The sequence below is a fragment of the Kitasatospora sp. NPDC023385 genome (assembly GCF_055664045.1).
The window spans coordinates 456594-481242 of the sequence record NZ_JBVOOL010000001.1 but is presented as its reverse complement, the minus strand read 5'-3'; the positions used below and the strand labels follow the sequence as shown (position 1 = coordinate 481242).

The 24649-nt window shown below is 72.4% G+C and carries 16 protein-coding genes; 11 read left to right on the top strand and 5 right to left on the bottom strand.

Going from position 1 to position 24649, the window contains the following annotated elements; translation table 11 throughout:
- The first annotated feature begins 166 nt into the window (after positions 1 to 166).
- From AC0B61_RS02100 to AC0B61_RS02090, 3 genes are all read left to right on the top strand, one after another.
- A complete protein-coding gene (locus AC0B61_RS02100) occupies positions 167 to 2209 on the top strand; it encodes an oxidoreductase (RefSeq protein ID WP_471738659.1) in 2043 nt (680 codons plus the stop codon).
- Positions 2210 to 2290: 81 nt separating this feature from the next.
- Entirely contained in the window at positions 2291 to 2848 is a 558-nt protein-coding gene (locus AC0B61_RS02095) for a PadR family transcriptional regulator (RefSeq protein WP_471738658.1), read from the top strand.
- Positions 2849 to 3202: 354 nt separating this feature from the next.
- Positions 3203 to 3931 carry a hypothetical protein gene (locus AC0B61_RS02090; protein ID WP_471738657.1) on the top strand — a complete coding sequence of 243 codons (729 nt, stop codon included), beginning with the start codon at positions 3203 to 3205 and terminating at the stop codon, positions 3929 to 3931.
- Between the two features lie 173 nt (positions 3932 to 4104).
- Here AC0B61_RS02090 and AC0B61_RS02085 read toward each other — a convergent pair whose 3' ends face one another.
- Together AC0B61_RS02085 and AC0B61_RS02080 are read right to left on the bottom strand one after the other, a co-directional pair.
- Positions 4105 to 5349 carry an alpha/beta hydrolase family protein gene (locus AC0B61_RS02085; protein ID WP_471738656.1) on the bottom strand — a complete coding sequence of 415 codons (1245 nt, stop codon included), beginning with the start codon at positions 5347 to 5349 and terminating at the stop codon, positions 4105 to 4107.
- Positions 5350 to 5636: 287 nt separating this feature from the next.
- A complete protein-coding gene (locus AC0B61_RS02080; RefSeq protein WP_471738655.1) occupies positions 5637 to 6590 on the bottom strand; it encodes a phosphatidylinositol-specific phospholipase C in 954 nt (317 codons plus the stop codon).
- A gap of 324 nt (positions 6591 to 6914) precedes the next feature.
- Between AC0B61_RS02080 and AC0B61_RS02075 the strand changes: the two genes are divergently transcribed.
- From AC0B61_RS02075 to AC0B61_RS02060, 4 genes are all read left to right on the top strand, one after another.
- A complete protein-coding gene (locus AC0B61_RS02075; RefSeq protein ID WP_471738654.1) occupies positions 6915 to 8714 on the top strand; it encodes an alpha/beta fold hydrolase in 1800 nt (599 codons plus the stop codon).
- Between the two features lie 250 nt (positions 8715 to 8964).
- Positions 8965 to 9981 carry a ScbA/BarX family gamma-butyrolactone biosynthesis protein gene (locus AC0B61_RS02070; protein WP_471738653.1) on the top strand — a complete coding sequence of 339 codons (1017 nt, stop codon included), beginning with the start codon at positions 8965 to 8967 and terminating at the stop codon, positions 9979 to 9981.
- A 121-nt stretch (positions 9982 to 10102) separates the two neighbouring features.
- Positions 10103 to 10759 carry an HAD family hydrolase gene (locus AC0B61_RS02065; protein WP_471738652.1) on the top strand — a complete coding sequence of 219 codons (657 nt, stop codon included), beginning with the start codon at positions 10103 to 10105 and terminating at the stop codon, positions 10757 to 10759.
- A 127-nt stretch (positions 10760 to 10886) separates the two neighbouring features.
- Complete coding sequence (locus AC0B61_RS02060) at positions 10887 to 12095, top strand: cytochrome P450 (RefSeq protein WP_471738651.1); 1209 nt, start codon at positions 10887 to 10889, stop codon at positions 12093 to 12095.
- Positions 12096 to 12265: 170 nt separating this feature from the next.
- Here the strand turns inward: AC0B61_RS02060 and AC0B61_RS02055 are convergent, their stop codons facing one another.
- The gene (locus AC0B61_RS02055; RefSeq protein WP_471738650.1) at positions 12266 to 13756 is read right to left on the bottom strand and encodes an FAD-dependent monooxygenase; all 1491 of its coding nucleotides are present in this window, start codon (positions 13754 to 13756) and stop codon (positions 12266 to 12268) included.
- Between the two features lie 524 nt (positions 13757 to 14280).
- Positions 14281 to 15846, bottom strand: a complete 1566-nt coding sequence (locus tag AC0B61_RS02050) for an MFS transporter (RefSeq protein WP_471738649.1) — start codon at positions 15844 to 15846, stop codon at positions 14281 to 14283.
- A gap of 127 nt (positions 15847 to 15973) precedes the next feature.
- On the opposite strand from AC0B61_RS02050, the gene AC0B61_RS02045 reads away from it, so the two are divergent.
- Positions 15974 to 16285 (top strand): ArsR/SmtB family transcription factor, encoded by a 312-nt coding sequence (locus AC0B61_RS02045; RefSeq protein WP_030238233.1) that lies wholly within the window; start codon positions 15974 to 15976, stop codon positions 16283 to 16285.
- Positions 16286 to 16403: 118 nt separating this feature from the next.
- Positions 16404 to 16640 (top strand): helix-turn-helix domain-containing protein, encoded by a 237-nt coding sequence (locus tag AC0B61_RS02040; protein ID WP_471738648.1) that lies wholly within the window; start codon positions 16404 to 16406, stop codon positions 16638 to 16640.
- A 21-nt stretch (positions 16641 to 16661) separates the two neighbouring features.
- On the opposite strand, the gene AC0B61_RS02035 is transcribed toward AC0B61_RS02040, so the two are convergent.
- Positions 16662 to 19871 carry a putative bifunctional diguanylate cyclase/phosphodiesterase gene (locus AC0B61_RS02035; RefSeq protein ID WP_471738647.1) on the bottom strand — a complete coding sequence of 1070 codons (3210 nt, stop codon included), beginning with the start codon at positions 19869 to 19871 and terminating at the stop codon, positions 16662 to 16664.
- A gap of 330 nt (positions 19872 to 20201) precedes the next feature.
- On the opposite strand from AC0B61_RS02035, the gene AC0B61_RS02030 reads away from it, so the two are divergent.
- Together AC0B61_RS02030 and AC0B61_RS02025 are read left to right on the top strand one after the other, a co-directional pair.
- Entirely contained in the window at positions 20202 to 23657 is a 3456-nt protein-coding gene (locus AC0B61_RS02030) for an amino acid adenylation domain-containing protein (RefSeq protein ID WP_471738646.1), read from the top strand.
- A 155-nt stretch (positions 23658 to 23812) separates the two neighbouring features.
- Positions 23813 to 24610 carry a leucyl/phenylalanyl-tRNA--protein transferase gene (locus tag AC0B61_RS02025; protein WP_471738645.1) on the top strand — a complete coding sequence of 266 codons (798 nt, stop codon included), beginning with the start codon at positions 23813 to 23815 and terminating at the stop codon, positions 24608 to 24610.
- The last annotated feature ends 39 nt before the right edge of the window (positions 24611 to 24649 follow it).

Sequence of the window (24649 nt, the reverse complement as noted above, 5' to 3'; positions counted from 1 at the left end):
GCGGTGTCCGAGCTTGCGATGTCCGGGACACGACGATACGCGGCTCGCCCTCCGCCCGTGCCCCGTTCGGGTAGCCCCCCGCTTTATGCAACTAGTTGCACAGCGTTCGGCCCGTCCCCTACCCTGCGGTAACCACGACATCAAGCCCGCGCCCCAGGAGACGTCGATGAGCGCCACCCCCGGCAGCAGCCGCTACCCGCACCTGCTCAGCCCACTCGACCTCGGCTTCACCACCCTGCCCAACCGCGTGATCATGGGCTCGATGCACGTCGGCCTGGAGGAGGCCCCCGGCGGGTACGAGCGGATGGCCGCGTTCTACGCCGAGCGTGCCCGCGGCGGCGTCGGCCTGATCGTCACCGGCGGCATCGCCCCCAACGAGGCCGGGCGCCCCTGGGAGGGCGGCGCGATGCTGACCACCGAGGAGGAGGCCGACAAGCACCGCGTGGTCACCGACGCGGTGCACGCCGCCGGCGGGAAGATCGCCCTGCAGATCCTGCACTTCGGCCGCTACGCCTACCACCGCGACCTGGTCGCCCCCAGCGCCCTGCAGGCCCCGATCAGCCCCTTCGTACCCAACGAGCTCACCGCCGAGCAGGTCGAGCAGACCATCGAGGACTTCGCCCGCTGCGCCGAACTCGCCCGCCGCGCCGGGTACGACGGCGTCGAGGTGATGGGCTCCGAGGGCTACCTGATCAACGAGTTCATCGTCGCCGCGACCAACCACCGCGAGGACGAGTGGGGCGGCCCGTACGAGCGGCGGATGCGCTTCCCGGTGGAGATCGTCCGGCGGGTCCGCGAACGGGTCGGCGAGGACTTCATCATCGTCTACCGCCTCTCCATGCTCGACCTGGTGCCCGGCGGCTCCACCCTGGACGAGGTGGTCCAGCTCGCCCAGGCCGTCGAGGCCGCTGGCGCCACCGTCATCAACAGCGGCATCGGCTGGCACGAGGCCCGCATCCCGACCATCGCCACCTCGGTGCCGCGCGGCGCCTTCGCCTGGGTGACCAAGAAGGTCATGGGCAAGGTCGGCATCCCGCTGGTCACCACCAACCGCATCAACACCCCCGAGATCGCCGAACGGCTGCTCGCCGAGGGCAGCGCGGACCTGGTCTCGATGGCCCGCCCGCTGCTCGCCGACGCCGACTTCGTCGCCAAGGCGCGCGACGACCGCGCCGATGCCATCAACACCTGCGTCGGCTGCAACCAGGCCTGCCTGGACCACACCTTCAGCCTGCAGATCACCTCCTGCCTGGTCAACCCGCGCGCCTGCCACGAGACCGAACTCGTCCTCGCGCCGACCAAGGTGCGCAAGCGCGTCGGCGTCGTCGGGGCCGGGCCGGCCGGCCTCGCCTTCGCGGTCTCCGCCGCCGAATGCGGCCACGAGGTCACGCTCTACGACGCCGCCGACGCGGTCGGCGGACAGCTCGACATCGCCCGGCGCATCCCCGGCAAGGAGGAGTTCGCCGAGACGCTGCGCTACTACCGCACCCGGCTCGCCGAGACGGGCGTCACGCTGCGGCTTGGGACCACCGCCACCGCCGGGCAACTGGCCGGGGAAGGCTACGACCACATCGTCCTCGCGACCGGCGTCAGCCCGCGAACCCCCGCCGACATCCCGGGAATCGACCACCCGAGCGTGCTCAGCTACCTCGACGTGCTGCGCGACGGCGCCCCCGTCGGCGAGCGGGTCGCCATCCTCGGCGCGGGTGGTATCGGCTTCGACGTGGCCGAGTTCCTCACCGACCAGGGAGACGAGGCGAGCCTCAACCCGCCGGTGTTCCAGGCGAAGTGGGGCATCGACCCGGAGTACCGCGAGCGCGGCGGCCTGCGAGCCCCCGAGCGTCCGAAGCCTCCGCGCAGCGTCCACCTGCTGCAGCGCAAGACCACCAAGGTCGGTGCCGGGCTCGGCAAGACCACCGGCTGGATCCACCGCACCGAACTCAAGCACCGCGGCGTGGTGATGGTCCCCGGCGTGACGTACGACCTGATCGACGACACCGGCCTGCACATCACCGTGGACGGCGAGCGGCAGCTGCTGCCCGTCGACACCGTGGTGCTCTGCACCGGACAGGAGCCGCGCCGCGACCTGTACGAGGCGCTGCGCGAGCGCGGCCTGGCCGTGCACCTGATCGGCGGGGCCGACCTGGCCGCCGAACTGGACGCCAAGCGGGCCATCAAGCAGGGTACCGAACTGGCCGCTTCCATCTGACCTGCTCATGGGGCGCGTGTATGCGACCTGCTCATGGGCGCACCCATCCGGCCCCGCTCAGGCGCCTCTAGGATCGTCGCCATGTCGCTGCCGCACGCCATTCTCACCGCCCTGCTGGAGAAGCCGTCCTCGGGGCTTGAGCTGACCAGGCGGTTCGACAAGTCGATCGGCTTCTTCTGGCCCGCCACCCACCAGCAGATCTACCGCGAGCTGGGCCGGCTGGAGGCCTCCGGGCACATCCGGGCCCTCCAACCGGACGGGCCGGTGCGCGGGCAGAAGAAGGAGTACGAAGTCCTGCCGGAAGGCCGCGTCGAACTGGCCCGCTGGACGGCCGAGGGCGCCGCGCCGCGCGCCGTCCGGGAGCCGCTGCTGCTGCGGCTGCGGTCGGCGGCGGTGGTCGGCGCGGACGGCCTGCCGGCCGAGCTGGAGCGCCACCTGGCGCTCCACCGTGCGCAGCTGGCCGACTACCTGGAGATCGAGCGGCGGGACTTCCCGGCGGAGAAGGCGGGCGGGGAGAACCGGCTCCAGCACGCGGTGCTACGAGCCGGGATCGGGCTGGAGACCTTCTGGGTGGAGTGGCTCGCCGAGACGCTCGACGCCCTGTCGTTCGATGAGGCCGGCTCATCGGGTTCGGCATGAGACCCGCTCATGTACGCGGCATGGGATGGGACCTGCTCATGGCCTTCGTCATGAGGCGCGCTCATCGCGCTCCGTCATGAGACCCGCTCATGGTGCGCCGGTATGAGACTTGCTCATGACCTTCGCCATGAAACCTGCTCATCGCGCGTTTGGCCGTGAGTCGTGCTCATCGCGCGCCGCCATGCGACCCGCTCATGGTGGGCCTCCCATGAGGCCTGCGCGTACCCACTGCATGAGCCCGCCCATACCAGCCGAAGCGGCCGTGACCTGCGGCGATTCGCGCCCGCGCGCCTCGACCGGCCCCCGGTGGGACACTGGTTGCCGTCCCTGCCCGACTCTCGACCGGGGGCTCGCATGTCTCTTTCGAGGCCTCTCCACGCCGTCACCGCCGCGGCCGTCGTCCTGGCGGTCGCCCTGGGCCCGGCTCACCTGGCGTCGGCAGCGCCCGCCCAGGACCTGCCCTCCGCCGACCAGCTGAAGTCGGCCCTTCTCACCGCGGCCGACCTCGGCCCGAACTTCACCGAGGCGCCCGCCACGGAGAGCCCGAGCCCGGGCGCCAACCCGACCCCGGTCACCGGCTGCGACGCGCTCAGCGCACTCGTCAACGTGCACGCCACCCAGACCGGTCCCGCGAACCCGCGCGCCGAGACCGAACTCGACGGCCCCGACGGCAATCCGATGGTGACCGAGGCCCTCGCCGCCGAGGCGCCCGACCAGCTCGCCGCCGATTTCAACACCGCGGCCGACGCCTTCCGGACCTGCCACACCATCACCTTCAACGCCGGCACCGAGGACACGGTGACCTTCACCGTCACCCCCGTCATCCTCGGCGACCGCCAGGACGCCCCCGCCGTCCGCCTCGACGGCACCCTGGCCGGCGTCCAGCTCAACGCCTTCATCGGCATCGAGCGCTTCGGCACGGTCGCGATGGCCTTCGGCTACTTCCAGCGCGAGGGTGCCTCGTCCCAGACCGCGTCGATGCAGTACCGCACCGCCGTTGCCAAGGTCGAGCACACCCTCGGCACCACCGCAGGCAGTACCACCCCGCCCACCGCCGTCGCCACCCAGGGCATTCGGGCCTGAGCCGGCTGAGCCAGGCACCGAGCCCTCGCAGGCCCCGGCCGGCGGGACTCGGTGCTCGGTGAGGGGCGGCCGCACCCCCGTGGCGGCCGCCCGTCCACCGATCCCACTGCGCACGCGTACGGGCCGAAGCGCAAGAACGAAGCGCGCCGACGCGCACAACCGAGGCGCACGGCCTACGGGTGGAAGACGACCTCCGGGAAGGCCTGCGACGGTCCGTCGAGCAGGTGGTGGCCGCGGTGGCGCAGGTGCAGGTCGAAGAAGGCGACCGGGTAGGCCTGTTGGATACGGATGCCGCGGTCGGGGTCGAGGGTGCCGACCTGGGACTGGATCTGCTGCTCGGTCATGCCGAGCAGCTTTCCCGCCTGCGGGATCAGCGTCATGTTGTCGCCGTACGAGGAGTGGATGGCGCCCGTGGCCTGGATGTCGAGGCGCCAGCCGCGCAGGTGGTTCCAGAACGTCTCGGCGGCGGGGTTGACCGCCCGGGCCCAGACGGCGGTCATCATCATGAACGGCCGGTCTAGGTCGGTGCTGGGGGCGGGGTTGGAGATCATCGGTCCGTCGATGGCGAGTCCGGCGCGGATGCGCCGGTCGGCGGCCATGGCGAGGGCGGTGGCGGTGCCGCCCTTGGACCAGCCGAACGCGCCGACGGTGTCCGGGTCGAGGCCGCCGAGCAGTCCGGCCGGGAGGGCGCGCCGGTCGACGTCGGGGTTGCGGCCGGCCGCGAGGTCGTCGACGCAGTCGAGCAGGAAGCGGAGGTCGGCGGCATAGTCCTTCGGTGCCATCGGGACGTTGTCGGCCGGGGCGGAGACGGTGCCGTCGGGGAACTCGGTGAAGCAGTCGTGGGTGTGGTCGACGGTGACGACGGCGTAGCCGTGGCTGGCGAGCTCCTGGCAGATGACCGTGTGGTCGCCGCGGTGGCTGCCCGAGCCGTGCGAGAAGACGACGACGGGCAGCCGGTGGCCGCTTCGGTGGACGGGCGCGCCCTGGTGGCCGGAGGTGAGCGGGCCGGCGGCGGGGTCGAGCGGGAAGCCGACGTCGGTGAGGAAGGCACGCAGGGCGCCGTCGGCCATCCACGGGGCGAGCGGATAGGCGGTGGCGTCGGCGCTCCGGGCCGGGTACCAGACGGTGGCCATCAGCTCGCGGTACCGGCCGGGTCCGGCGATCGGGTCGGGGCGCGAGTCGTCGCGCAGGTGGAGCGGCACCATGCCCACGGGGCAGGGCCCGGTGGGCGCGGGGAGGGTGAGCCGGGTGGGGCCAGCGGCGGAGCCGGTGGGCGTGGCCGGGCTGCCGGAAGGGCCAGGGGCGCCCCAGGCGGTGTCGGCGACGCCGAGCGGCACGGCGGCACCCATGGCCAGGGCGGCGCCCATCATGCGGCGGCGCGTCAGTCCGGTACGGCTTGCGAACGGCGTGGTGTCCATGTGCGGAACGCTGTCACGCGGGGCCGGTGGGCGACATCAACCCGTCGACTGATCATCCGTCACCGCACATTGGCCCACGGGTTTACATCCCTGGGCTGATGTACTCGGCGGGGGCGGCCCGCTCACCCGAGGCGCGGCGGGCGCGGGTCGATCGCGCTGAGAGGCAGCGCCTGCGATGCGTTGCCCGCGATGCTTCGCCCACCAGGCAGGGCAGTTCCCTCAGGCAATTGCTGTGAGCATCGGGGGAGTGGGAAGTCGGCGGGTCCGACATCCCACTCCCCGGGCGCCTAGACGAAGTTCTTGTCGATCAGCATCTGCAGCACGTTGACGTGGAAGTCCGGGAAGTCCATCGGCACGATGCCGAACCGGGCGCGCTGCTGGGTGCGGGCGTTCAGGTACGGGTAGATGGCGTGGTCCATGAGGTCCTGGGAGCTGCGCTTCGGCCAGTAACCGCCGGCGTAGCTGAGGAAGTTGACGAACATCTTCGAGTAGTTCGGGTTGAGGAAGGCCTTGTCGAACTGGGCGACGATGAGCTGCCCCTTCCTGCCCAGCGGGTCGCTGCCGCTGATCTCCCAGGCGTCCTGGGTGTCGAAGTACTCGTTCTGGCCGCTGGACCAGTTGATCAGGCCCCACGGGTTGGCGAAGTCGGCGATCAGGACGACCTTTCCCCGGGCGGTGCCGAGCGTCGGCCACCCGTAGAAGTGGAACAGGCTCCGGAAGCCGAGCTCGTTGAAGTAGTAGTTGACCCGCCGCATGAACTCGTCGTCGCCGAGGGACTGCCCGCCGGCCCGCTCGTTCCTGAGGCGCATCAGGACGGTCTCGGTCGGGTGCGCCTGCAGGAAGGACCTGCACTGGTTGAGCACGTCCTGGAGCCGGATGTACTGGTAGTTGTCGGAGTGGTAGATCCCGAGCTCGTTGGGCGCGCCCTGCAGGCCGTTGCAGCGGATGTCGAGGAAGCGGACGCCCTCCTGCAACTGCTGCGGTATGCCCCAGTTCTGGGTGTGCGACCACTCGGTGCCGTAGTTGGGGTTCTCGCAGCACGAGTCGTGGGTGCCCGGGATGGTGAGGTTGAGCAGGGGAACGCTGCTGTTCAGCCGGCCCATCCAGCCGTCGGTCGGCAGTCCGCGCGGGGTGGTGCGCGCGGCGGCCCAGGCGGTGGACGGCAGGGCGATGCCTCCGAGGGCGGCTGCGCCGCCGACTCCCGCGCCCCACTTGAGAAGATCACGACGTGCGATGCCCATGGCGTGGCTCCTTTGGCCTTCCGATCGGCTGGACTTGCGCTGTCTCTGGTCCGAACGCGGCCTCGGCGCCCGGGGGTTCACGGCCGGCTCTGTCGGAGCGCCGGTTTCGGCCGCCGCCGTCGAGCCGATCCACCGGGGGCCGGGGCTGACGTTCACCACCATCGCAGGTGACCGTCCGCCCGCGTAAGGAGGCGAGCGACGCAGGGTGGGCCGACGTCCCGCTCCACCGCGCTCGTTCGGGTGAAGCTGGCGGAACATCAGTTTCGTTCGTGCCCTGATGGCCAAGACCCGCTTCGGTATCCGTTCGCGAGAAGGTGGTTCCGCATGACCGACCAGACCCCGTCGATTTCCGACGCGACACTCACCGACATTGCCACCAATGGAATGTGGGGCGACGGCCTCGCCGTCAATCCGGCGGCCGTCGACGTCGCGCAGGCGCTGCTGGCGGCCCTCCGGGGCGAGGCGGCCGTCGAGCTTCCCGCGGAGCTGAGGGAGTTGGTGGACGGCGTCCGGCGGGCGGCCACGATCGAGCTGCCCCGGATCACCGCACCGGACGGCATCAGCCTGTCGGCGCTCAGCATCAAGCTGAACGGCGACGGTCCGCACCCGGTCGTGATCATGCCGGCCGGCTGGAACCCGTTCGGCTGGCTGCCGTTCCTCTACGCCTACCTCACGCTCGCGCGGCGCGGCTACCACGTGCTGGCCTACACGCCGCGCGGTATCGGCATCGCGGGGTGGCTGTCCACGTCCGAGGGCTTCATCGACGTCGCCGGGCCCGACGACTGGGCCGACGGCTCGGCGGTCATCGACTTCGCGCAGGAGTACTTCAGCCCGTCCCGCATCGGCTTCCTGGGCGAGTCGTACGGATCCGGGATCAGCCAGCTGGTCGCGGCGCACGACCCGGGTGACCGGGTCTCCGCCGTCGTCGCGCTGAGCACCTGGGGCAACCTGGCCACCAGCCTGCTCCACAACGACACCCGGCACCTGGCGGCCGTCCAGGCGCTGATCGGCTTCACCGGCGGCCCGCTGGAGGACAAGTTCGACGAGGGCACGCAGCAACTCCTCAAGGACTTCCTCAGCGGGGAGAGGCTGCACGCGGTGGTCGAATGGGGCACCGAGCGCTCCCCGCAGTCGTACACCGACGCCACCAACGAGCGCGGCATCCCGACGTTCATCTCGAACACCTGGCACGAGACGCTGTTCCCGGTCGGCTCGGTGGTCGACACGTTCCAGCAGCTCACCGTGCCGAAGCGGCTGAACATGTGGATCGGCGACCACGGCGCCCCCGAGGGCCCGGGCCTGGCCGGTCTGCTCGGTGGTGTGCCGTTCCCGGGGCTGGCGGTGCCGATCCGGGAGGCCTACGACTGGCTGGACCACTACCTGCTCGGCGTGGACAACGACGTGCCGACCTGGCCGGAGGTGAACAACCAGTCGATGTTCACCTACCGGACCCTCGCCATCCCCGGCGGTACCCGGCTGATCACCGTACCGGCGCGCCGCGAACCGCGCCCGACCTGGGACGATGTCACCACCGGCAGTGAGACCTGGCACCTCACCGGCACCGGCGGCACCGGTGACGGGGCGCTGGTCGAGAAGCCGACCACGGGGTGGTCCCGGGACTTCACCGCCGGCAACCCGACCGAGGCCGTCGCGGTGGACGCCCTCATGGCGACCGGGCAGCAGGAGTGGTTCGGCAACCCGAAGGCCTACGACGTGGCGAAGTTCGACCGCGCGCAGCTGCTGGTCTGGTCGACCGACCCGCTGACCGGGCCGGACGGCGAGGTGGCCCGCCGGATCCGTGGCGCCGCGACCGTCCGGCTCACGGTGCGCAGCACCGCCGACGCCACGACGCTGGTGGCCTACCTGTTCGACGTCGCCCCGGACGGCACCGCGCGGATCGTCACCCACGAGCCGTACACCGCGACCGAGCTGACGCCGAACGTCAACTGCGCCGTCGGCTGGGAGCTGCAGGCCGTCGCCTACGACCTGCCGGCCGGGCACCGCCTCGCCCTGGTGGTGAACAGCCGGGATCCGCTGTACTCCTTCGCGAGCGTGGACGGCAGCACCACCACGATCGGTTCGCAGAACGGCAGCGAGGCGTGCCTGGAGCTGCCGCTGGGCTGACCCTGGGCCTGTTGTCCGACGTTGTGCGAACGGCCCGTCGCCATGCGGCGGGCCGTTGGCGTACTCAGGGTCGCGGCTCGATGACCTGGGGTGATCCCTGCAACGCGGCTCACACAAGGTGTTAACACACCTGTTCGCTTCCACGTGGTCTACGCCACAGTAACCTCGCTCCGAACAGAGGTACGATCACGCTCGCACCTCCGATCGGAGGGGTACCTACATGCAGGAGCCCAAAGGGGGAAGCTCAGTCATGTCCGCAATCCTGGACGGTACTCTCACTTACTCGAACACCGTCCCGCGCGCCACCGTCCACCGGGCCGCCGTCTGTGAGGTCTTCCTCACCGACTCGGCCCGTGTCGCCGAGGACGAGTACCTCATCGCCGCGCAGCTGCCGCGGGTGCACAGCTACTACAGCGACAACGTCACCGCGCCCGCCGCCTACGACCCGCTGCTGCTGGTCGAGGTCTTCCGGCAGGCCTCCATCTACGCCGCGCACACGTTCCTCGACGCCCCGCTGGACAACAAGTTCATCTTCGTCGGCGGAGAGCTCGTCATCACCGACCCGGAGGCGCTGCGGATCGGCCCGCGCCCCGGCCACGCCGAGATCCGGGCCCACCAGGCCGACCTCAAGCACCGGAACGGCGCCGTCACCGGCAGCACCCTCGACCTGGTCCTCGCGGTGGACGGCAACGAGGCCGCCACCATGCGCACCGTCTGCCAGTGGATGCCGGGCGCGGCCTGGGACCGGATGCGTGACAAGGGCCGTGCCGCCCTCGCGCTCACCCCGGCCCGTCCGCACCACACCGGCCGCCGGGTGCCGTCGATCTCCGTCGGCCGCGCCTCGGGGCAGAACGTCGTGCTGGCCGGCGTCGAGGTGAGGGACCACGAGCTGCGGGCCCAGGTCGTCGTGGACCAGGGCAACCCGGCACTGTTCGACCACCCGCTGGACCACCTCCCGGGTGCGCTGATCTTCGAGGGGTTCCGGCAGTCCGCGATGTACGCGGCGCAGGAGCTGTTCGGGCTCTCCCCGCGCAGCCTCCTCCTCGCCCGGGTGGAGACGGACTTCACCCGCTTCGGCGAGTTCGAGCTGCCGACGGACTGCGTCGTGAGGGTCGTGGAGTCGCCGGCGGCGGACACCGTCGCGTTCGAGATCGCCATGGTGCAGGAGGACGAGCAGATCGCGCGGGCCCGGGTGCACCTCGCCCGTACCAGCCCGATCACCGGGGCTCTGGAGAATCGTTTCTCCTATGCCGCGGCCAGCGTCTGATCCCGCCACGGCTGAGCACACCGCTGAGCGCTCCGACTAACGCGTCAGGGAACACGACTGTGAGCGCGTCAGTGAGCGTGCCGCCGGGCGCCACCACCGAGCACCGCAAGGAGACGCTGCAATGACCAAACCCATGATCTGGTTCGACTTCGGCGGTGTGCTCTCGCCGCCGCTGGACGACCTCTTCGACTCGTACCACGCCCGCACCGGCATCACCCCGCGCCAGCTGAAGACCGCCCTGGGCGCGGTCGCCGGCGAACTCGGCGTCGAACCGCTCGCGCCCATCGAACTCGCCATGCTCACCGAAGCCGAGTGGGGCGAGTCCATGGTCCGCGTCCTGCGGGACGCGAACCCGGGCATCGACCTGACCCGCGCCCGCTTCGAGCGCTTCGGCGAGCAGTGGTTCGAAGGCGTCAACGCCAACCCGGTGATGACCGCGACCGTGCGGCACGCCAAGGAGCACGGCTTCCGGGTCGGCATCCTCAGCAACAACGTCCTGGAGTGGGAGCCGTACTGGCAGGCCATCGTGGCCCCGGCCGGCGAGATCGACTGCATCGTCGACTCCTGCAAGGTCGGGTACCGCAAGCCCGATCCCGAGATCTTCCGGCTCGCCGAGAAGGAGGCGGGGGTGGCGGCGGAGGAGTGCGTGCTGATCGACGACCTCCCCGAGAACTGCGTCGCCGCCCGACGCTGCGGCTGGCGCGCGGTGCACTTCCGCAACAGCGCCCAGGCCGTCCGGGAGCTGACCGGTCTGATCGGGCTGCCTGCGCTCACCTGACCGCTCCTGACCGAACCTGGCCGGCGCCTGCGCGCACCCGACCGCTCCCGGGCTGCCTTGCTGCCCTTGGCCGCGTCCGGCCTTGCGCGGCCGCGCGCCCATGCCCCCACGTCCAACCGGAGAACGCATGACTACCGTTGTCCCGTCCACGACCGTAGCCGTCACGGACATCCCGCACCTGGACCCCGTCCCGGCCTTCCTCCCGCTGACCGAACCGGGCCCGAACGGCGTGCCGCTGATCGAGCTGCCCAGCGGCCACCCCGCCGTCCACCTCACCCGCTACGCCGACGTCCACAAGCTGCTCACCGATCCGTCCTCCGGCCGCACCGAGACCAACGTCGAGGGCGGACCGAGCTTCCTGCCCACGGTGATGCCGAAGGAACTGCTGCTCAACCTGGACGCCCCGCACCACGCCAGAGTGCGCGGCTTCGTCTCCGCCGACTACAGCGCGACGGGCGTGGAGCGGCTGCGCCCGGTGCTCGACCGGGTGATCGAGGAGGGCATCGCGCGGCTGCGCGCGGCCCAGTCCCCGGACCTGTTCAGCGACCTGATCGACCGGGTGCCGATCACCGTCAACTGCCACTTCCTCGGGGTGCCGCTCGACGACGTCGACTACTTCCGGCCGTCCTCCCGAGTCGTGCAGATCGCCTCCCACGAGGACGTGCCCGACCTCGTCCAGCACTTCTACCAGGTCTACGGCTATGTGCAGGACCTGGTCACCGGCGCCCGGCCGGTGCTGCCCGGCGGCCTGATCGAGCAGTTCCGGGCCGACCGCGACCGCGCCGAACCGGCCATGGACGACGCCGAGTTGACCGGCATCTTCTTCGGGTCGCTGCTCGGCGCCGACCAGAACATCGTGTCCGTGCTCACCAAGTCGCTCTACACGCTGCTCGCCGCCCCGGCGCTGTGGCGCCGGCTCGCGGAGGAACCGGAGATCGCGCCGCGGCTGGCCGAGGAGCTGATCCGGCTGATCCCGCTCGGCACCATCTCCGCCTTCCCGCGGATCGCGGGCCGGGACCTGGAGACGAGCGTCGGCCTGGTGCCCGAGGGCAGCGTCGTCTACCCGGACGCCTTCGCCGCCAACCGCGACCCGGAGGTCTTCCCGGACCCGCTGGTCATCGACCCCGACCGGCAGTCCGCCAAGCGACACCTGCAGTTCGGGTACGGGATGCACCACTGCATGGGCGCGGCACTGGCCCGGATGGAGATCATCGCCGTCCTGACCCGCCTGGCGCAGGAGTTCCCCACGCTGGCGCTGGCCGTCGAGCCCGCGGAGGTGCCGTGGGACAACGGGACAGTACTGCGGCGGCCCACCTCGCTGCCGGTGCGGTGGTAGCGGTCGCCTAGGGAGAGATCCGGGAGAGATCCGGAAGAGAGCCGGAAGAGAGCCGTGAAGGGCGGGTACGGGGAGCCGTACCCGCCCTTCGGGCTTCCTTCTGTGCGGGCCTTCGCGCTGTGCGGGCCTTCGTGCGAGCGTCTACGGGCGGCCCGGGGTGCGGTCCGGGCCTACGGTTCGCCGAACCACTCGCGCAGCGTGCCGGCCAGCGGGCCGCCGTCGGAGGCCCAGGCGACGTAGCCGTCCGGGCGGATCAGGACGGCCTCCCAGGGGAGCTTGCGCCGGCCGTCGGCCCGGACGATGCGCAGCAGGTGCGACCAGCCCTCGGCCTGCTTGCGGTGCGCCTCCTCGTCGGCGCCCAGCAGGAGCAGCACCGGACGGCCGTCCAGCAGCAGGCGGATGACGTCGGTGGGGCCGTCCTCGGTGGTGAGGGGGAGGTTGGGCAGGAAGTGGCCCTCCCAGGGGGAACCGTCCGAGGTGCGCGCGGCGTAGACGGTGTCCTGGGCGCTGATCATGTTGCCGAGGTGGGTGTTGGCGCCCTCGACGCCGAGCAGCTCGGAGACCAGGTCGCGCAGGGGGTCCAGGCCCGGGTCGGGCCGCATCAGGGCGAGTTGGGCGCGGGTGTTGTCGACCACCCGGCGGGCGACCGGGCGGCGCTCCGTGCCGTAGGTGTCCAGCAGGTCCTTGCCCGCCGTCCCGGCCAGGGTGTGGGCGAGCTTCCAGCTGAGGTTGAGTGCGTCCTGCAGACCGAGGTTGAGGCCCTGGCCGCCGACCGGGAAGTGGACGTGCGCGGCGTCGCCGGCCAGGAAGACCCGGCCCTTGCGGTAGTCGCACACCACGCGCGAGAAGTCGTTGAACTTGGAGAAGAACACCGGGTCGGTCATCGGCACCGGGTGACCGAGGATGCGCTCGGCCTCGGAGCGGAGCTCGGCGAGCGTGAGCGGGGCGTGGCGGGACGGGTGCGGGCCGCGGAAGTCGATGGTGAAGAACCGGCTGTGCCCGTACGGGTTGACGCCCGCGATGGTCCAGCCGCGCGGGGTGCGGTTCCAGCCGGAGGGCACCCGGTAGGGGTCGGACAGCCGGACCAGGCCGAGCAGGGCGGAAACGGTCGCGGGGTGGGTCTCGGAGGCGAAGCCCAGCAGGTCGCGCACGCCGCTTCGGGCACCGTCCGCACCGACGACGTACTCGGCGGTGAACTGCCGGACGCCGTCCGGGCCCTCGGCCGTGACCTCGACGGCGTCGGGGCCCTGGACGACGTCGGTGACGGTGTGGCCGCGCAGGACGGTGACGCCACGGGCGCGGGCCCGGATCTCGAAGTCCCGTTCCAGGTCGGCCTGGGAGCGGCCGTAGATGGGGGCGGGCTCGGTGCCGGGGGCGGTGATGACCAGACCGGGCATGCCGGCGAAGTGGAAGACGTCGGCGTTCTGGCGGGCGAGGCTGTCGTCGGCGGCCTGGTGGGCGCGCAGGTGGCCGCGTCGGGCCAGGCTCTGGACGGTACGGGCGTGCAGGGTGCCGGCCTTGGGCTGGTCGACGGTCTCCGGGTTGGTCTCCAGGACGACGGTCGACACGCCGTGGTGGCCCAGCTCGGCGGCGACGAGCATGCCCACGGGGCCGCCCCCGACGACGACGACTTGGGCGCGGGTGGCGGTGGCGGGATCCATGGGGTCAGAGGTCCTTTCGGGGTGGGATGCCGGGGGCATGAGCGGAGCTCATGAGCTGGCCTCGTGCGGGGCGTTCAGGCGGAGCGGTCAGGCGGGGCGGTCAGGCGGGGCGGCCACGGGAGGCCTGCATGAGCTCCGTTCATGGACGGTCGTGATGAGCCGCGCTCATGCGCTGGCGACATGAGCGGCGCTCATAGGCGGTCGGCATGAGCGGCCCTCATGGGCCTGACCCATGAGCGTTGCTCACAGCCCCGCGCTCACGAGCCGCGCTCACGAGCCGCGCCCATGAGCCGTACACATGAGCCGTACACATGAGCCGCGCCATGAGCCGCGCTCATGTGCGGCGCCCATGACTCGGGCGCATGGCCTGTCGGCGCATGGGTGAGGGCCCGGCGCCGCTCGGGGGTTGCGGCGCCGGGCCCGGTCTCGGGGTGGTGCGGGAGGGCGGCCCGGGGGTGGCCGCCCTCCCGCGTTTCGGAACGGCGCTGCGGCCGTTGGTTCTTACGGGACGTTCGGGCGGTGGATCAGGCCTGGGCCTTCTGGCCGCCGCCGCGCAGCATGGCCGCGATCACGACGATCAGCACCACGCCGACGGCCGCGAGGCCCCACAGGACGGAGTGGAAGGCGGAGTCGTAGGCGTTGGCGAGGAAGTCCACGAAGCCCTTGTGGTCGGTGGCGCCGGACAGGTCGGCCGCTCCGGCGAGGTCGCCCCCGGCCGCCTGGTCGGCGACCTTGTCGGCCTGCGACGCGCCGTCGTGGGCGCTGATCCCGTCGGTGATCCGGGTGCTGAGCACGGTGGCCAGCGCGGAGCCGTACACCGCGACGGCGATGGCCTCGCTGCCCAGGCGCAGCGTGTTGAGGAAGCCGGCCGCCATGCCGGCCTTGGCCGGGTCGACGAGTTCCAGCGCCTGGCCGTCGACCAGGCCGGCCGAGAGGCCCATGCCGGCGCCGGTGATCAGCATCGGCGCGGCGAGCACCAGGACGGTGACGGACGGCGAGAGCAGGGTGAGGGCGATGTCGCCGACGACCAGGCAGGCCAGGCTGATGTAGATCAGGGTGAGCGCCGGGACGCCGCGGGTGACCAGCTTGGCGGCGAGCATCGGGAAGACCAGCACCGGGGCGGTGAGCAGCAGCATCAGCAGGCCGGCGGCGCCGGTGTCGCGTCCGGTGACGGAGGTCAGGTAGCTCGGCAGGTAGGTGAGCATGGTGACGAAGCCGAAGGAGGCGGCGACGGGCACCAGGCAGAGGCCGACGAAGCGGCGGTTGCGCAGCACGCTGAGGTCCAGCATGGGGTGCGCGCTGCGGTTCTCGACGGCGGCGAAGACGGCCAGGACGACGATGGCGCCGACGAACAGGCCGATCACGCCCACGCTGCCCCAACCCCACTGGGAGCCCTGCACGATGGCGGTGGTGAGCAGCACCATGGCGACGACGAACAGTGCGCTGCCGGGGACGTCGATCCGTCCGCCGCTGCCGGCGTCGGAGGGCATCGCGCGGGAGATCGCGGGCACCGCGAGCAGGACGGCGGCGAGGGCGACGGCGTGCACCGCGAACACCCAGCGCCAGCCGAGGCCCTGGACCAGCACGCCGGCCAGGGACGGGCCGATGGCGACGCCGATGCCGGCGATGGTGCCGAACATGGCGAAGGCCTTGGCGCGGGCCGGGCCGTCGAACACGGTGGAGACGATGGCCGCGCCGCAGGAGAAGATCGCGGCTCCGCCGATGCCGGTGAGGGCGCGGGCGGCGTCCAGCCACAGCACGTCGGTCGCGACGGAGCTGGCGAGCGAGGCGACGGCGTAGACGGCGACGCCGGCCGCGAAGGCCTTGACCCGGCCGATGACGTCGGCGATCGAGCCCCACACCAGGGTGAAGCAGGCGAAGGCCACGTTGAAGGCGTTCACCACCCACTGGAGCGGGGCCAGGTCGGCGTGGGTGCTGGTGCCGATGTCGGGGAGGGCGACCGCCGTGCCGGAGATGGACATGGGCACGACGAACACCGCGAGGAGAACCGCGGCCAGGGTGAGCGTACGGCCGGGCTGCTGCCCGTCCGTCACCACCGGCGTGGCAGACGGCGTGGTCTGCGTACTCATGGGGCACAACTCCAGGCTCGGCCCGGCCGCGGAACGGCCAGGTAAGGAATTTTTCGAACCTTACGGTGCCATGCGGGCGAGGTACGATGCAACCCATACCTGAGGATGCTTTCGGATGGAGGATCCGATGCCCGACCCGGAAGGCCACCCCTCGACCGAGGAAATGGACCTGCGGATGGTCCTGAACGCACTCGCCGACCCGCTGCGCTACGGAGTGATCTCCGCCCTGCTGCGCGAGGCCGAAGGGGCGGCGCGCACCTGCGCCTCCTTCAACCTGCCGGTGTCCAAGTCCACGATCACGCACCACTTCCGGGTCCTGCGCGAGGCCGGTCTGGTCCGTCAGGTGGACCGCGGCAACAGCCGCGCGGCCACCCTCCGCCGCGACGACCTCGACCGGCGCTTCCCGGGTCTGCTCGACCTCATCCGCGCCAACCCCTGAGCGCTCCGCCGCCAAGGAGCGGTCAAGGAACCTTGACCGCCCCTTGGCCCTTCGATGTGGTGACGGCATGTCAAACTGTGCGCCCCCACGCCCCCCACAGGCCGACGAGGAGACTCCGGTGGACCACGCCCGCCCGCTGATCGAGGACTTCCCCGCACATCCCGACGGCGACCCGGCCGACAACCTGGCCCGCGCCGTTAGTGCCCGCCGCACCGCCCTCGGCCTCACCATCGCCGACCTCGCCGCCCGCTCGGGCCTTCCCGAAGCCCACCTGCGCACCGTCGAGGCCGGCCACGCGGCGCCGACGCTCGCGCTGCTGACGGTGCTGTCGCGCGCCCTGCGCGCGGACCGGTAGGCGTAGGCGACAGCGCCGGCCTCAGGCCGGTTCGTACGTCGTGTTGCGGACCAGGGCGCGGGCGTGCGGGGAGTCCATGGGGTGGGCGAAGAGGTAGCCCTGGCCGAGGGGGCAGCCCATGGCGGCGAGGAGGTCGCGCTGTTCGGGGTTCTCGATGCCCTCGGCGATGACCTGGACGCCGAGGGTGTCGGCGATGCGGGCGATGCCTTCGACGAGGGCGTACTGCTGGGGCGAGTGGCCCAGGCCGTCGATGAAGGACTTGTCGATCTTGAGGAGGGAGATCGGGAACTCCCGCAGGTAGGAGAGCGAGGAGTAGCCGGTGCCGAAGTCGTCGATGGCGATGCCGACGCCGAGGGCGGAGAGGGTGGCCATGTCGGCGTGGATGCGGTCGTCGCGGCGCATCAGGACGGACTCGGTGAGTTCGAGGACGAGGGTGTGCGGGTCGATGCCCGAGGTGGCGAGGGCGTGGCGGACGATGTCCACGAAGCCGGCGTCGCGGAACTGGCGGGCGGAGACGTTGACGTTGACCCGCAGCGGGGGCCGGCCGGCGGCGGTGCGGACGGTCGAGCTGGCGGCGTGCCAGGCGGCGGCCTCCTGGGCGGCGCGTTCCAGGACCCAGGCGCCGAGCGGGACGATCTGGCCGCTCTCCTCGGCGAGGGCGATGAACTCGTCGGGCAGGACCATGCCGCGCCGGTCGTGCGGCCAGCGGACCAGGGCCTCGAAGGCGACCAGGTCGCCGGTGCGCAGGTCGACGATCGGCTGGTAGTACAGCTGGAACGCCGATTCTGCGATCGCCGAGTCGAGGTGCTCGTTCAGCTCGTGCCGTTCCACCAGCCCGGCCTGCAGCGCCGGCCGGTAGTGGCACCACTGGCGGCGGCCGGCGGCCTTGGCGGAATAGAGCGCGAGGTCGGCGTGGGTGAGCAGTTCGGTGGCGTCCACACTGTCCTCGGTGGTCGCGACCCCGATGCTGGCGCTCACCCGGACCGCGCCCGCCCTGAGCTTGAACGGCTCGGTGAACACCCCCAGCACGCCCGCCGCGATGGTGTCCACGTCGGCGGGCCGCGCCGCGTCCTCGACCAGCACCGCGAACTCGTCGCCACCGAGCCGGGCGGCGGTGTCGGAGGCGCGCAGCGCGGTGGAGATCCGCAGCGAGACGGCGACCAGCAGCTCGTCGCCGACCGCGTGGCCCTGGGTGTCGTTGACCACCTTGAAGTCGTCCAGGTCGATGAAGAGCACCCCGGTGACGGAACCGCTGCGCTGGCCGCGGGAGAGCGCGTGCCCGACCCGGTCCTGGAAGAGCACCCGGTTGGCCAGGCCGGTCAGCGAGTCGTGGAAGGCCCGGTGGGTCAGCTCGCGCTCCATCTGACGCTGCTCGGTGACGTCGCGCAGGGTGAGCACCAGGGCGCCGACGGTCGGGTCGGCGCGCAGGTCGTTGAAGCGGACCTCGGCCTCGATCGGGGTGCGGTCCTGGCGCAGCAGCCGCCAGTGCTCACGCGGCTGCTCGCGGGACTGTTCGCGGCTCCCGTCCGGGGCCTGCCCGGGGGGCTGCGCCTCCCGGGGCTGTTCCGAGACCTGCTCCCGGGAGGGCCGGCCGCGCGGCGGGTCGGCCGGGCCGGCCGACCCGCGCATCCGGGCCAGTGCCCTGCCGACCTCCCGGCTGTCCTCGGGTGGGACGAGGTCGGTGAGCAGCGTGCCCTCCAGGTGCGGGTGGCCGAGCACCGACTCGGCGGAGGGGGAGGCGTAGCGGACGGTGTCGTCGGCGTCGAGGATCAGGATGACGTCGCTGGCGTTCTGCACGAGCGTGCGGAAGTACAGCTCGCTGTTGCGGCGGGTGACCTCCCGGCTCAGCACGACCCGTTCGACGGCGAGGGCCGCCTGTCCGGCGAGGATCTCCAGCGAGCTCCAGAGGCTGGTCAGTTCCTGTTCGGTGCCGGTGACGATGAGCGCGCCGATCAGCGGGTCGCCGGAGGGCCGTTCGGCGAGGGTGAGCGGGCAGATCAGGGCGTGGGGCATGCCGTCGCGGTGCCCGGACGGTTCGTGGCCGGGCAGGTCGACGGCTTCGGCGGGCAGCAGCCTGGTCTCGCGGTAGGCGGCGAGGGCCAGCACCTGGTCGGAGTCCGAGGCGGTCCCCAGCCGGTGCTGCCGCGGGGCGCCGCGTTCGGCGTGCCGGACGTGCAGGACGCCCGCTTCGGCGACGGCGAGCAGGGCGACGTGCCCGGGCTCGGCGGGCATCAGGGTGGAGGCGGTGGACTGGACGGCGTCCGCGACCTCCTCCACGGTGACGGCCGCGGTCAGCCGGGCGCCCGCCTCGCGCAGCGCCCGTTCTCGGGCGACGGCCTCCCTGCGGGCGGAGACGACCACCGCCAGCCGGGCGAGGACGAGCAGGTAGAGCAGCGCGGAGAAGGCGCCGATCACGCCCGCGTTGCCGGTGTTCCCGGCCAGTGACTCGATGATCAGGATCGCCGGGGCGATCAGCGAGGCGAGGGTGAGCAGGACGAGCCGGGCGGTGCTGAGGTCCGGCTGCTGGGTGGGCACGGGTCTGGTCAGCTCGACCATCGACGGGTGCAGCGCGGCCGCGCCCCACGCGGCGTAGAAGGCGGCCCAGCCGAGTTCGACGGGCGTGCCGATGCGCCAGGTGCCGTGCAGCTGGATCAGCCCGTACAGCACGTCGGAGACGAGGAGGCCGAGGGTGCCGACGGCGAGCAGCTGCAGTGCGCGGGAGTTGCCGCCGCGCGGGGTCAGCAGGCGCAGCAGCAGGGCGAGGACGACCACGTCGCCGAGCGGGTAGGCGATCGAGACGGCCTTCTGGAACCAGGTGAGGTCGGGGCTGCGGGTGTACGGGAGGATCAGGTAGATCCAGGCGAGCAGGGCCAGGCCGATGGTGGGGATGAGGGCGTCGAGCAGGCCGGCGCGGTCCTGACGGGCCGTGCGCCAGCGGATGAATCCGAGCACCCCGGCCGCGTACAGCACGTACTCGGCGAGGTAGAAGCCGTCCGCGACGGAGGGGAACGGGTTGGCCAGGTGCAGGATGTCCAGTTGGACGGCCTGCACGACCTCGCCCGCGGTGAAGCTCAGGTTGGCGAGCGCCAGGAGGTACCAGAAGCGCGCGTGCGCGGGGCGGTTGAGGCGGACGCCGAGCACGATGGCGGCGACGCCGCCGAGGCCGATGCCCGTCCACCAGATGATCCGCTGGCCCGGGTTGGCGTAGTAGATGCCGGTGAACAGCACCATCCAGATGAGGTAACAGGCCGTCAGGCGTTGTCGCCGGCGTGTCAACGAGGCTACCTCCTCCGCGACATCACCCCGCCGGGCGGCGGGGGAGTTCGGGCGAGGGCGGGGGCCGGGGCGCTCGGGTGCACCGGGCGGCTCCGGCGGGGGACGGGGCGCGTGGTCGCGCCCGGGGCCCGACGCGGGTCCGCTCCCGGTCGCCGGGCACGTCTTCGCGCGGGTGTGCGGCGTCCGGCCGGGGAGCGACCGGACGTTCTCGATGTGTCGTGAGTGCGTATAGTCGGAAATGTCGCACTCCCAAGCATTCTGCCGCCACAGCACGAGGTCAAGCCGGTGGACGACGCAGCAGACAGCGCACAGGGCGTACGAACGGATGTGAGGTCCGGGCGTCACGCCGTGGTCCGCAACGACAACGGTCAGTACGCGATCTGGCCCGACGACTTGACCGTCCCCCACGGGTGGCACCGGGTCTACGGCCCGGCGGAGCGGGACGACTGCCGGGCCTGGGTGGAACGGGAGTGGCGGCCGACGGGACTGGGCTTCGCCGGCTCGGACCGCCCCGGGCGGGCGGCGGCCGGGTTCGCGGACACGGTGCACGGACTGTTCCGCACGCGGGCGGCGCGCGACCCCGGCGCGGTCGCCGTCGTCGCCGAGGACGCCACCCTGAGCTACCGCGAACTCGACCTGCGCAGCGACCGGTTGGCCACTGCCCTACGGGCGCGCGGGACGGGGCCGGAACGGGTGGTGCCGGTCTGCCTGGAACGCGGGGCCGACCTGGTGACCGCCTGGCTGGGCGTACTCAAGGCGGGCGGCGCCTTCCTGCCGCTGGACCCGGCGCACCCGCGGCGGCGGCTGGCCCGACTGGTCGAGGACTGCGGGGCGCGGATGGTGGTCACCGACAGGCACGAGTTCCCGGGCGTGGCGGCGCTGCGGCTGGCCGGCGGACCGCGGGAGGCCCCGCCCGGCGCCTATGACTATGGCCATGCCGACGCCGACGCCCGCGCCCAGGCCTCTGGCCCGGACGACCTCGCGTACCTGATCTACACCTCCGGCACGACCGGCCGTCCCAAGGGCGTCCCGGTCACCCACCGTGCGCTGGTGTTCACCCTCGACCGGATCGTCCACGCGTACCGCCTCGCGCCCGGCGAGCGCGTCCTGCAACTGGCCGCGCTGGGCTCCGACACCGCACTGGAGCAGGTCTTCGGCGCCCTGCTCGCGGGCGCGACGGTCGTCCTGGGCGGCGGCGGGAGCGGGGGCGGCACCTGGGCGCCCACCGAGCTGGTGCGCCGGCTGCCCGGGCTCGGCCTCGCCGTCGCCGACGTCACCCCCGCCTACGGGCACCACGTCCTCGACCTGCTCCCGCCCGGCGGCCCCGGCCCGACGGGACTGCGGCTGGTGGTGGTCGGCGGGGACGTCGTGCACGCCGACGACTGCCGCGCCTGCCTGGACCGGCTGCCCGGCGCGCGGCTGCTCAACGCGTACGGGGTCACCGAGGCGGCCGTCACCTCCACGCTCTGCGAGGTCACGGCGGAGCTGCTGGCGGGCGGCGGCGCGGCCGCCCCGGTGCCGATCGGGCGGCCGCTGCCCGGCGTGCGGGTCCACGTGCTGGACGCCCGGCTGCGGCCCGTCCGGCCCGGGGAGAAGGGGCAGATCCACCTCGGCGGCCCCGGCCTCGCCCGGGGCTACTGGCGCAGCCCCGGCCTGACCGCCGAATCCTTCCTGCCCGACCCGTACGCGCCGCTGCCCGGTGAGCGGATGTACCGCACCGGCGACGCCGGACGCTGGCGGGAGGACGGGCAGCTGGAGATCCTCGGCCGCTTCGACGACCAGGTGAAGGTCCGCGGCCACCGGGTCGACCCGGCGGAGGTCGAGGCGGTGCTGGCCGCGCACCCGGACGTGCGGCAGGCGCGGGTCGCGGCGGACGGCGAAGCGGCAGACGGCAGCCGGGCGCTCACCGCCTACTACACCCCGGCCGCCGGGGCGGCCGGCGGCGCCGAGGGGATCCGGGCGTTCCTGGCCGAGCGGCTGCCGGAGTACCTGGTGCCAGCCGCGTTCGTGCCGCTGGAGGCGATGCCGCTCACGGCGGCGGGCAAGATCGACCGGCGGCGGCTGCCGCACGCCCCCGTGCGGGCGGCGGCCCGGGCGCCGGGGGAGGGCACGGCCGGCGTCGGAGCCGGCGTGGGAGCCGGCGTCGTGCCCGGGGAAGCCGCGGTCGGAGGGGCCGCGGGCGGGGGAGCTGCGGTCGAGGAAGCCGTCGGGCAGCTGTGGGCGGAGCTGCTCGGGGCCGAGACCGTCGGCCCGGACGACGACTTCTTCGCACTCGGCGGCACGTCTCTGCTGGCCATGGAGATGCTGGCGCGGGCCAGGATCATGTTCGGCATCGACGTCGGCCGGGTGCGGGCGCTCACCCGGGCGCTGCTGCGCGAACCCGCGCTACGGGCCTTCGCCGGGGCGCTGCAGGGGGCCCGTACGGGTGGCGCGGCGGGTGCCGAACCCGGTTCCGGCTCCGGCTCCGGTGTCGCGGTCGAGGCCGAGGTGGCTGCAGACGTAGGCGCGGGCATCGGTGCGGGCAGCGGGGAGACGGCCGTCGACTGGTTCGCGGAGGCCCGGCTTTCCGAACCCGTCGGACAGTCCTGGAGCCCCGCGCCCTCCCGGGCCGAACCCGCCGAGATCCTGCTCACCGGTGCGACCGGCTTCTGCGGCGCGCACCTGCTGCACACGCTGCTCGCCACCACCCGGGCCCGGATCCACTGCCTGGTGCGGGCGCCCGACGAGGAGCACGCGCTGGAACGGCTGCGCGCCACCCAGCAGCGCTTCCTGCGGCACGACCTCGCCGACCGCCGGGTGGTGCCGCTGACGGGCGACCTCACCCGGGCCCGGATCGGCCTGACGGAGCGCCAGTTCGACTGGCTCGCAGGGAATCTGGACGCGGTGTTCCACCTCGGTGGGCAGGTCAACTTCCTCTACCCGTACCTCCAGCTGCGCGACGCCAACGTCGGCGGCACCCGGGAGATCGTCCGGCTCGCCGGGCACAGCCGGGGCGTCCCCGTGCACTACCTGTCCACCCTCGCCGTCCTGGCGGGGTTCGGGGCGGCCGGCGTCGACAAGGTCACCGAGCGGACCCCGCTCGCGCACCCCGAACGGATCGGCGTCGGCTACGTCGAGAGCAAGTGGGTGGCCGAGCAACTGCTGCACAACGCGGCCGCCGCCGGACTGCCGGTCACGGTGCTGCGCACCAACGACGTCACCGGGGACCTGGCGAACGGCGTCATGAACACCGGTACTGAACTGTGCGCACTGATCAAGTACCTGGCGGACAGCGGTACCTGCCCTGACGTCCGGCTGCTGCTGGACTTCGTCCCGGCCGACCGCTTCGCCCGCGCCATCGCGCACATCGCCGCCCACGCGCCCGCCGACGGTGAGGTCTACCACCTCACCTCCCCGCAGCCCGGCGTCCTCGCGGACCTGGCGGACCGGCTCCGGGCGCGCGGCCACCGGATCGACCTGATGCCGTACGGGCCGTGGGTGCAGGGCCTGGTCCGGTTCGCCGCCCGGCACCCGACGCACCCGATCGCGCCGTTCGTCCCGCTGTTCGTGGACCGTGCGCCAGGGTCGGAGCTGTCGATCAGCGAGATGTACTTCCGACCGGCGTTCCCGCTGTTCGACCGGGCCAACGCGGACGCGGCACTGGCCGGGAGCGGGGTCGAGCTGCCACCGGTGGACGCGGGGCTGATCGACCTCTACCTGGCGGGGCTGGAGGGGGAAGGGTTCCTGGGGGTGGCGCGATGAGCGAAGCTCATGGGTCGGTGCGATGAACGGATCTCATGGGGGCGGCGGATGAGCAAGTCTCATGAGGAGCGTGCGATGAGGAAGTCTCATCAGGGCGGCGGGATGAGAAGAGCTCATGAGGACAGCGCGATGAGCGTGGCTCATGGGGTGGCGGCATGAGCGGCCCTCATGGTGCGTTTGGCGCGTTCGACGCCTTCGACACCTTCGACACATTGGACGTCCGACGTGCCCCTGGAGCCGGGCCGGTGGCGTTCGGCGGTGAACTCGGTGCGCGGGAGCTGCTGGCGGCGTACCGGCGCGGGCTGTTCCCGCTGCCGGCAGCGGACGTCTACGCAGGCGCGTACAACGAGGCGGTGTACGGGGATGCCGTCGAGGCGGGGGAAGTCGCGCTGCTGCCGGGCGGGGAGGACCCGTACGCGCTGGCGTGGTGGTCGCCCGACCCCCGGCCGGTGATCGCGCCCGACGGGGTGCGGCTCGGGGCCCGGCTGGCACGGCGGCTGCGCAACCGGTCGACGTGGTGGACGAGTGCGAACCGGGCCTTCGACCGGGTGCTCGCGGAGTGCGCCGAAGGGCGTCAACCCGTCTGGCTCACCGATGGGTTGCGCGCCGCATTGACGCAGCTGCACGTGCTCGGGGCGGCGCACAGCGTGGAGGTGTGGGAGGGGGAGGAGCTGATCGGCGGGGTGTTCGGGGTCGCGGTCGGCCAAGTGCTCAGCCTGGACTCGATGTTCCACCGCCGCCCGGACGCCGCCCGGGTCGCCGTCGCCGACCTCGGTGCGCGGTTCGTCGCGGCGGGCGGGCGGCTGCTCGACGCGCAGTGGGACGGTCCGCACGTGCGCAGCCTGGGTGCCGAGCCGATGGCGCGCTCCCGGTACCTCGCGGAGCTGTCCGCCGGGGGCGTCGCGGCCGGTCCGCCGATGGGTGGGCCACTGCCGGCCTCCCGGCTGGGGTGACCTGCGGTCAATCCTGCGGTGAGGGTCCGATTGGTCTGT

Coding starts and splice junctions, on each gene's coding strand:
- AC0B61_RS02100 (WP_471738659.1), top strand. CDS start 167: ATGAGCGCCACCCCCGGCAGCAGCCGCTACCCGCACCTGCTCAGCCCA.
- AC0B61_RS02095 (WP_471738658.1), top strand. CDS start 2,291: ATGTCGCTGCCGCACGCCATTCTCACCGCCCTGCTGGAGAAGCCGTCC.
- AC0B61_RS02090 (WP_471738657.1), top strand. CDS start 3,203: ATGTCTCTTTCGAGGCCTCTCCACGCCGTCACCGCCGCGGCCGTCGTC.
- AC0B61_RS02085 (WP_471738656.1), bottom strand. CDS start 5,349: ATGGACACCACGCCGTTCGCAAGCCGTACCGGACTGACGCGCCGCCGC.
- AC0B61_RS02080 (WP_471738655.1), bottom strand. CDS start 6,590: ATGGGCATCGCACGTCGTGATCTTCTCAAGTGGGGCGCGGGAGTCGGC.
- AC0B61_RS02075 (WP_471738654.1), top strand. CDS start 6,915: ATGACCGACCAGACCCCGTCGATTTCCGACGCGACACTCACCGACATT.
- AC0B61_RS02070 (WP_471738653.1), top strand. CDS start 8,965: ATGTCCGCAATCCTGGACGGTACTCTCACTTACTCGAACACCGTCCCG.
- AC0B61_RS02065 (WP_471738652.1), top strand. CDS start 10,103: ATGACCAAACCCATGATCTGGTTCGACTTCGGCGGTGTGCTCTCGCCG.
- AC0B61_RS02060 (WP_471738651.1), top strand. CDS start 10,887: ATGACTACCGTTGTCCCGTCCACGACCGTAGCCGTCACGGACATCCCG.
- AC0B61_RS02055 (WP_471738650.1), bottom strand. CDS start 13,756: ATGGATCCCGCCACCGCCACCCGCGCCCAAGTCGTCGTCGTCGGGGGC.
- AC0B61_RS02050 (WP_471738649.1), bottom strand. CDS start 15,846: ATGAGTACGCAGACCACGCCGTCTGCCACGCCGGTGGTGACGGACGGG.
- AC0B61_RS02045 (WP_030238233.1), top strand. CDS start 15,974: ATGCCCGACCCGGAAGGCCACCCCTCGACCGAGGAAATGGACCTGCGG.
- AC0B61_RS02035 (WP_471738647.1), bottom strand. CDS start 19,871: ATGGTGCTGTTCACCGGCATCTACTACGCCAACCCGGGCCAGCGGATC.
- AC0B61_RS02025 (WP_471738645.1), top strand. CDS start 23,813: ATGAGCGGCCCTCATGGTGCGTTTGGCGCGTTCGACGCCTTCGACACC.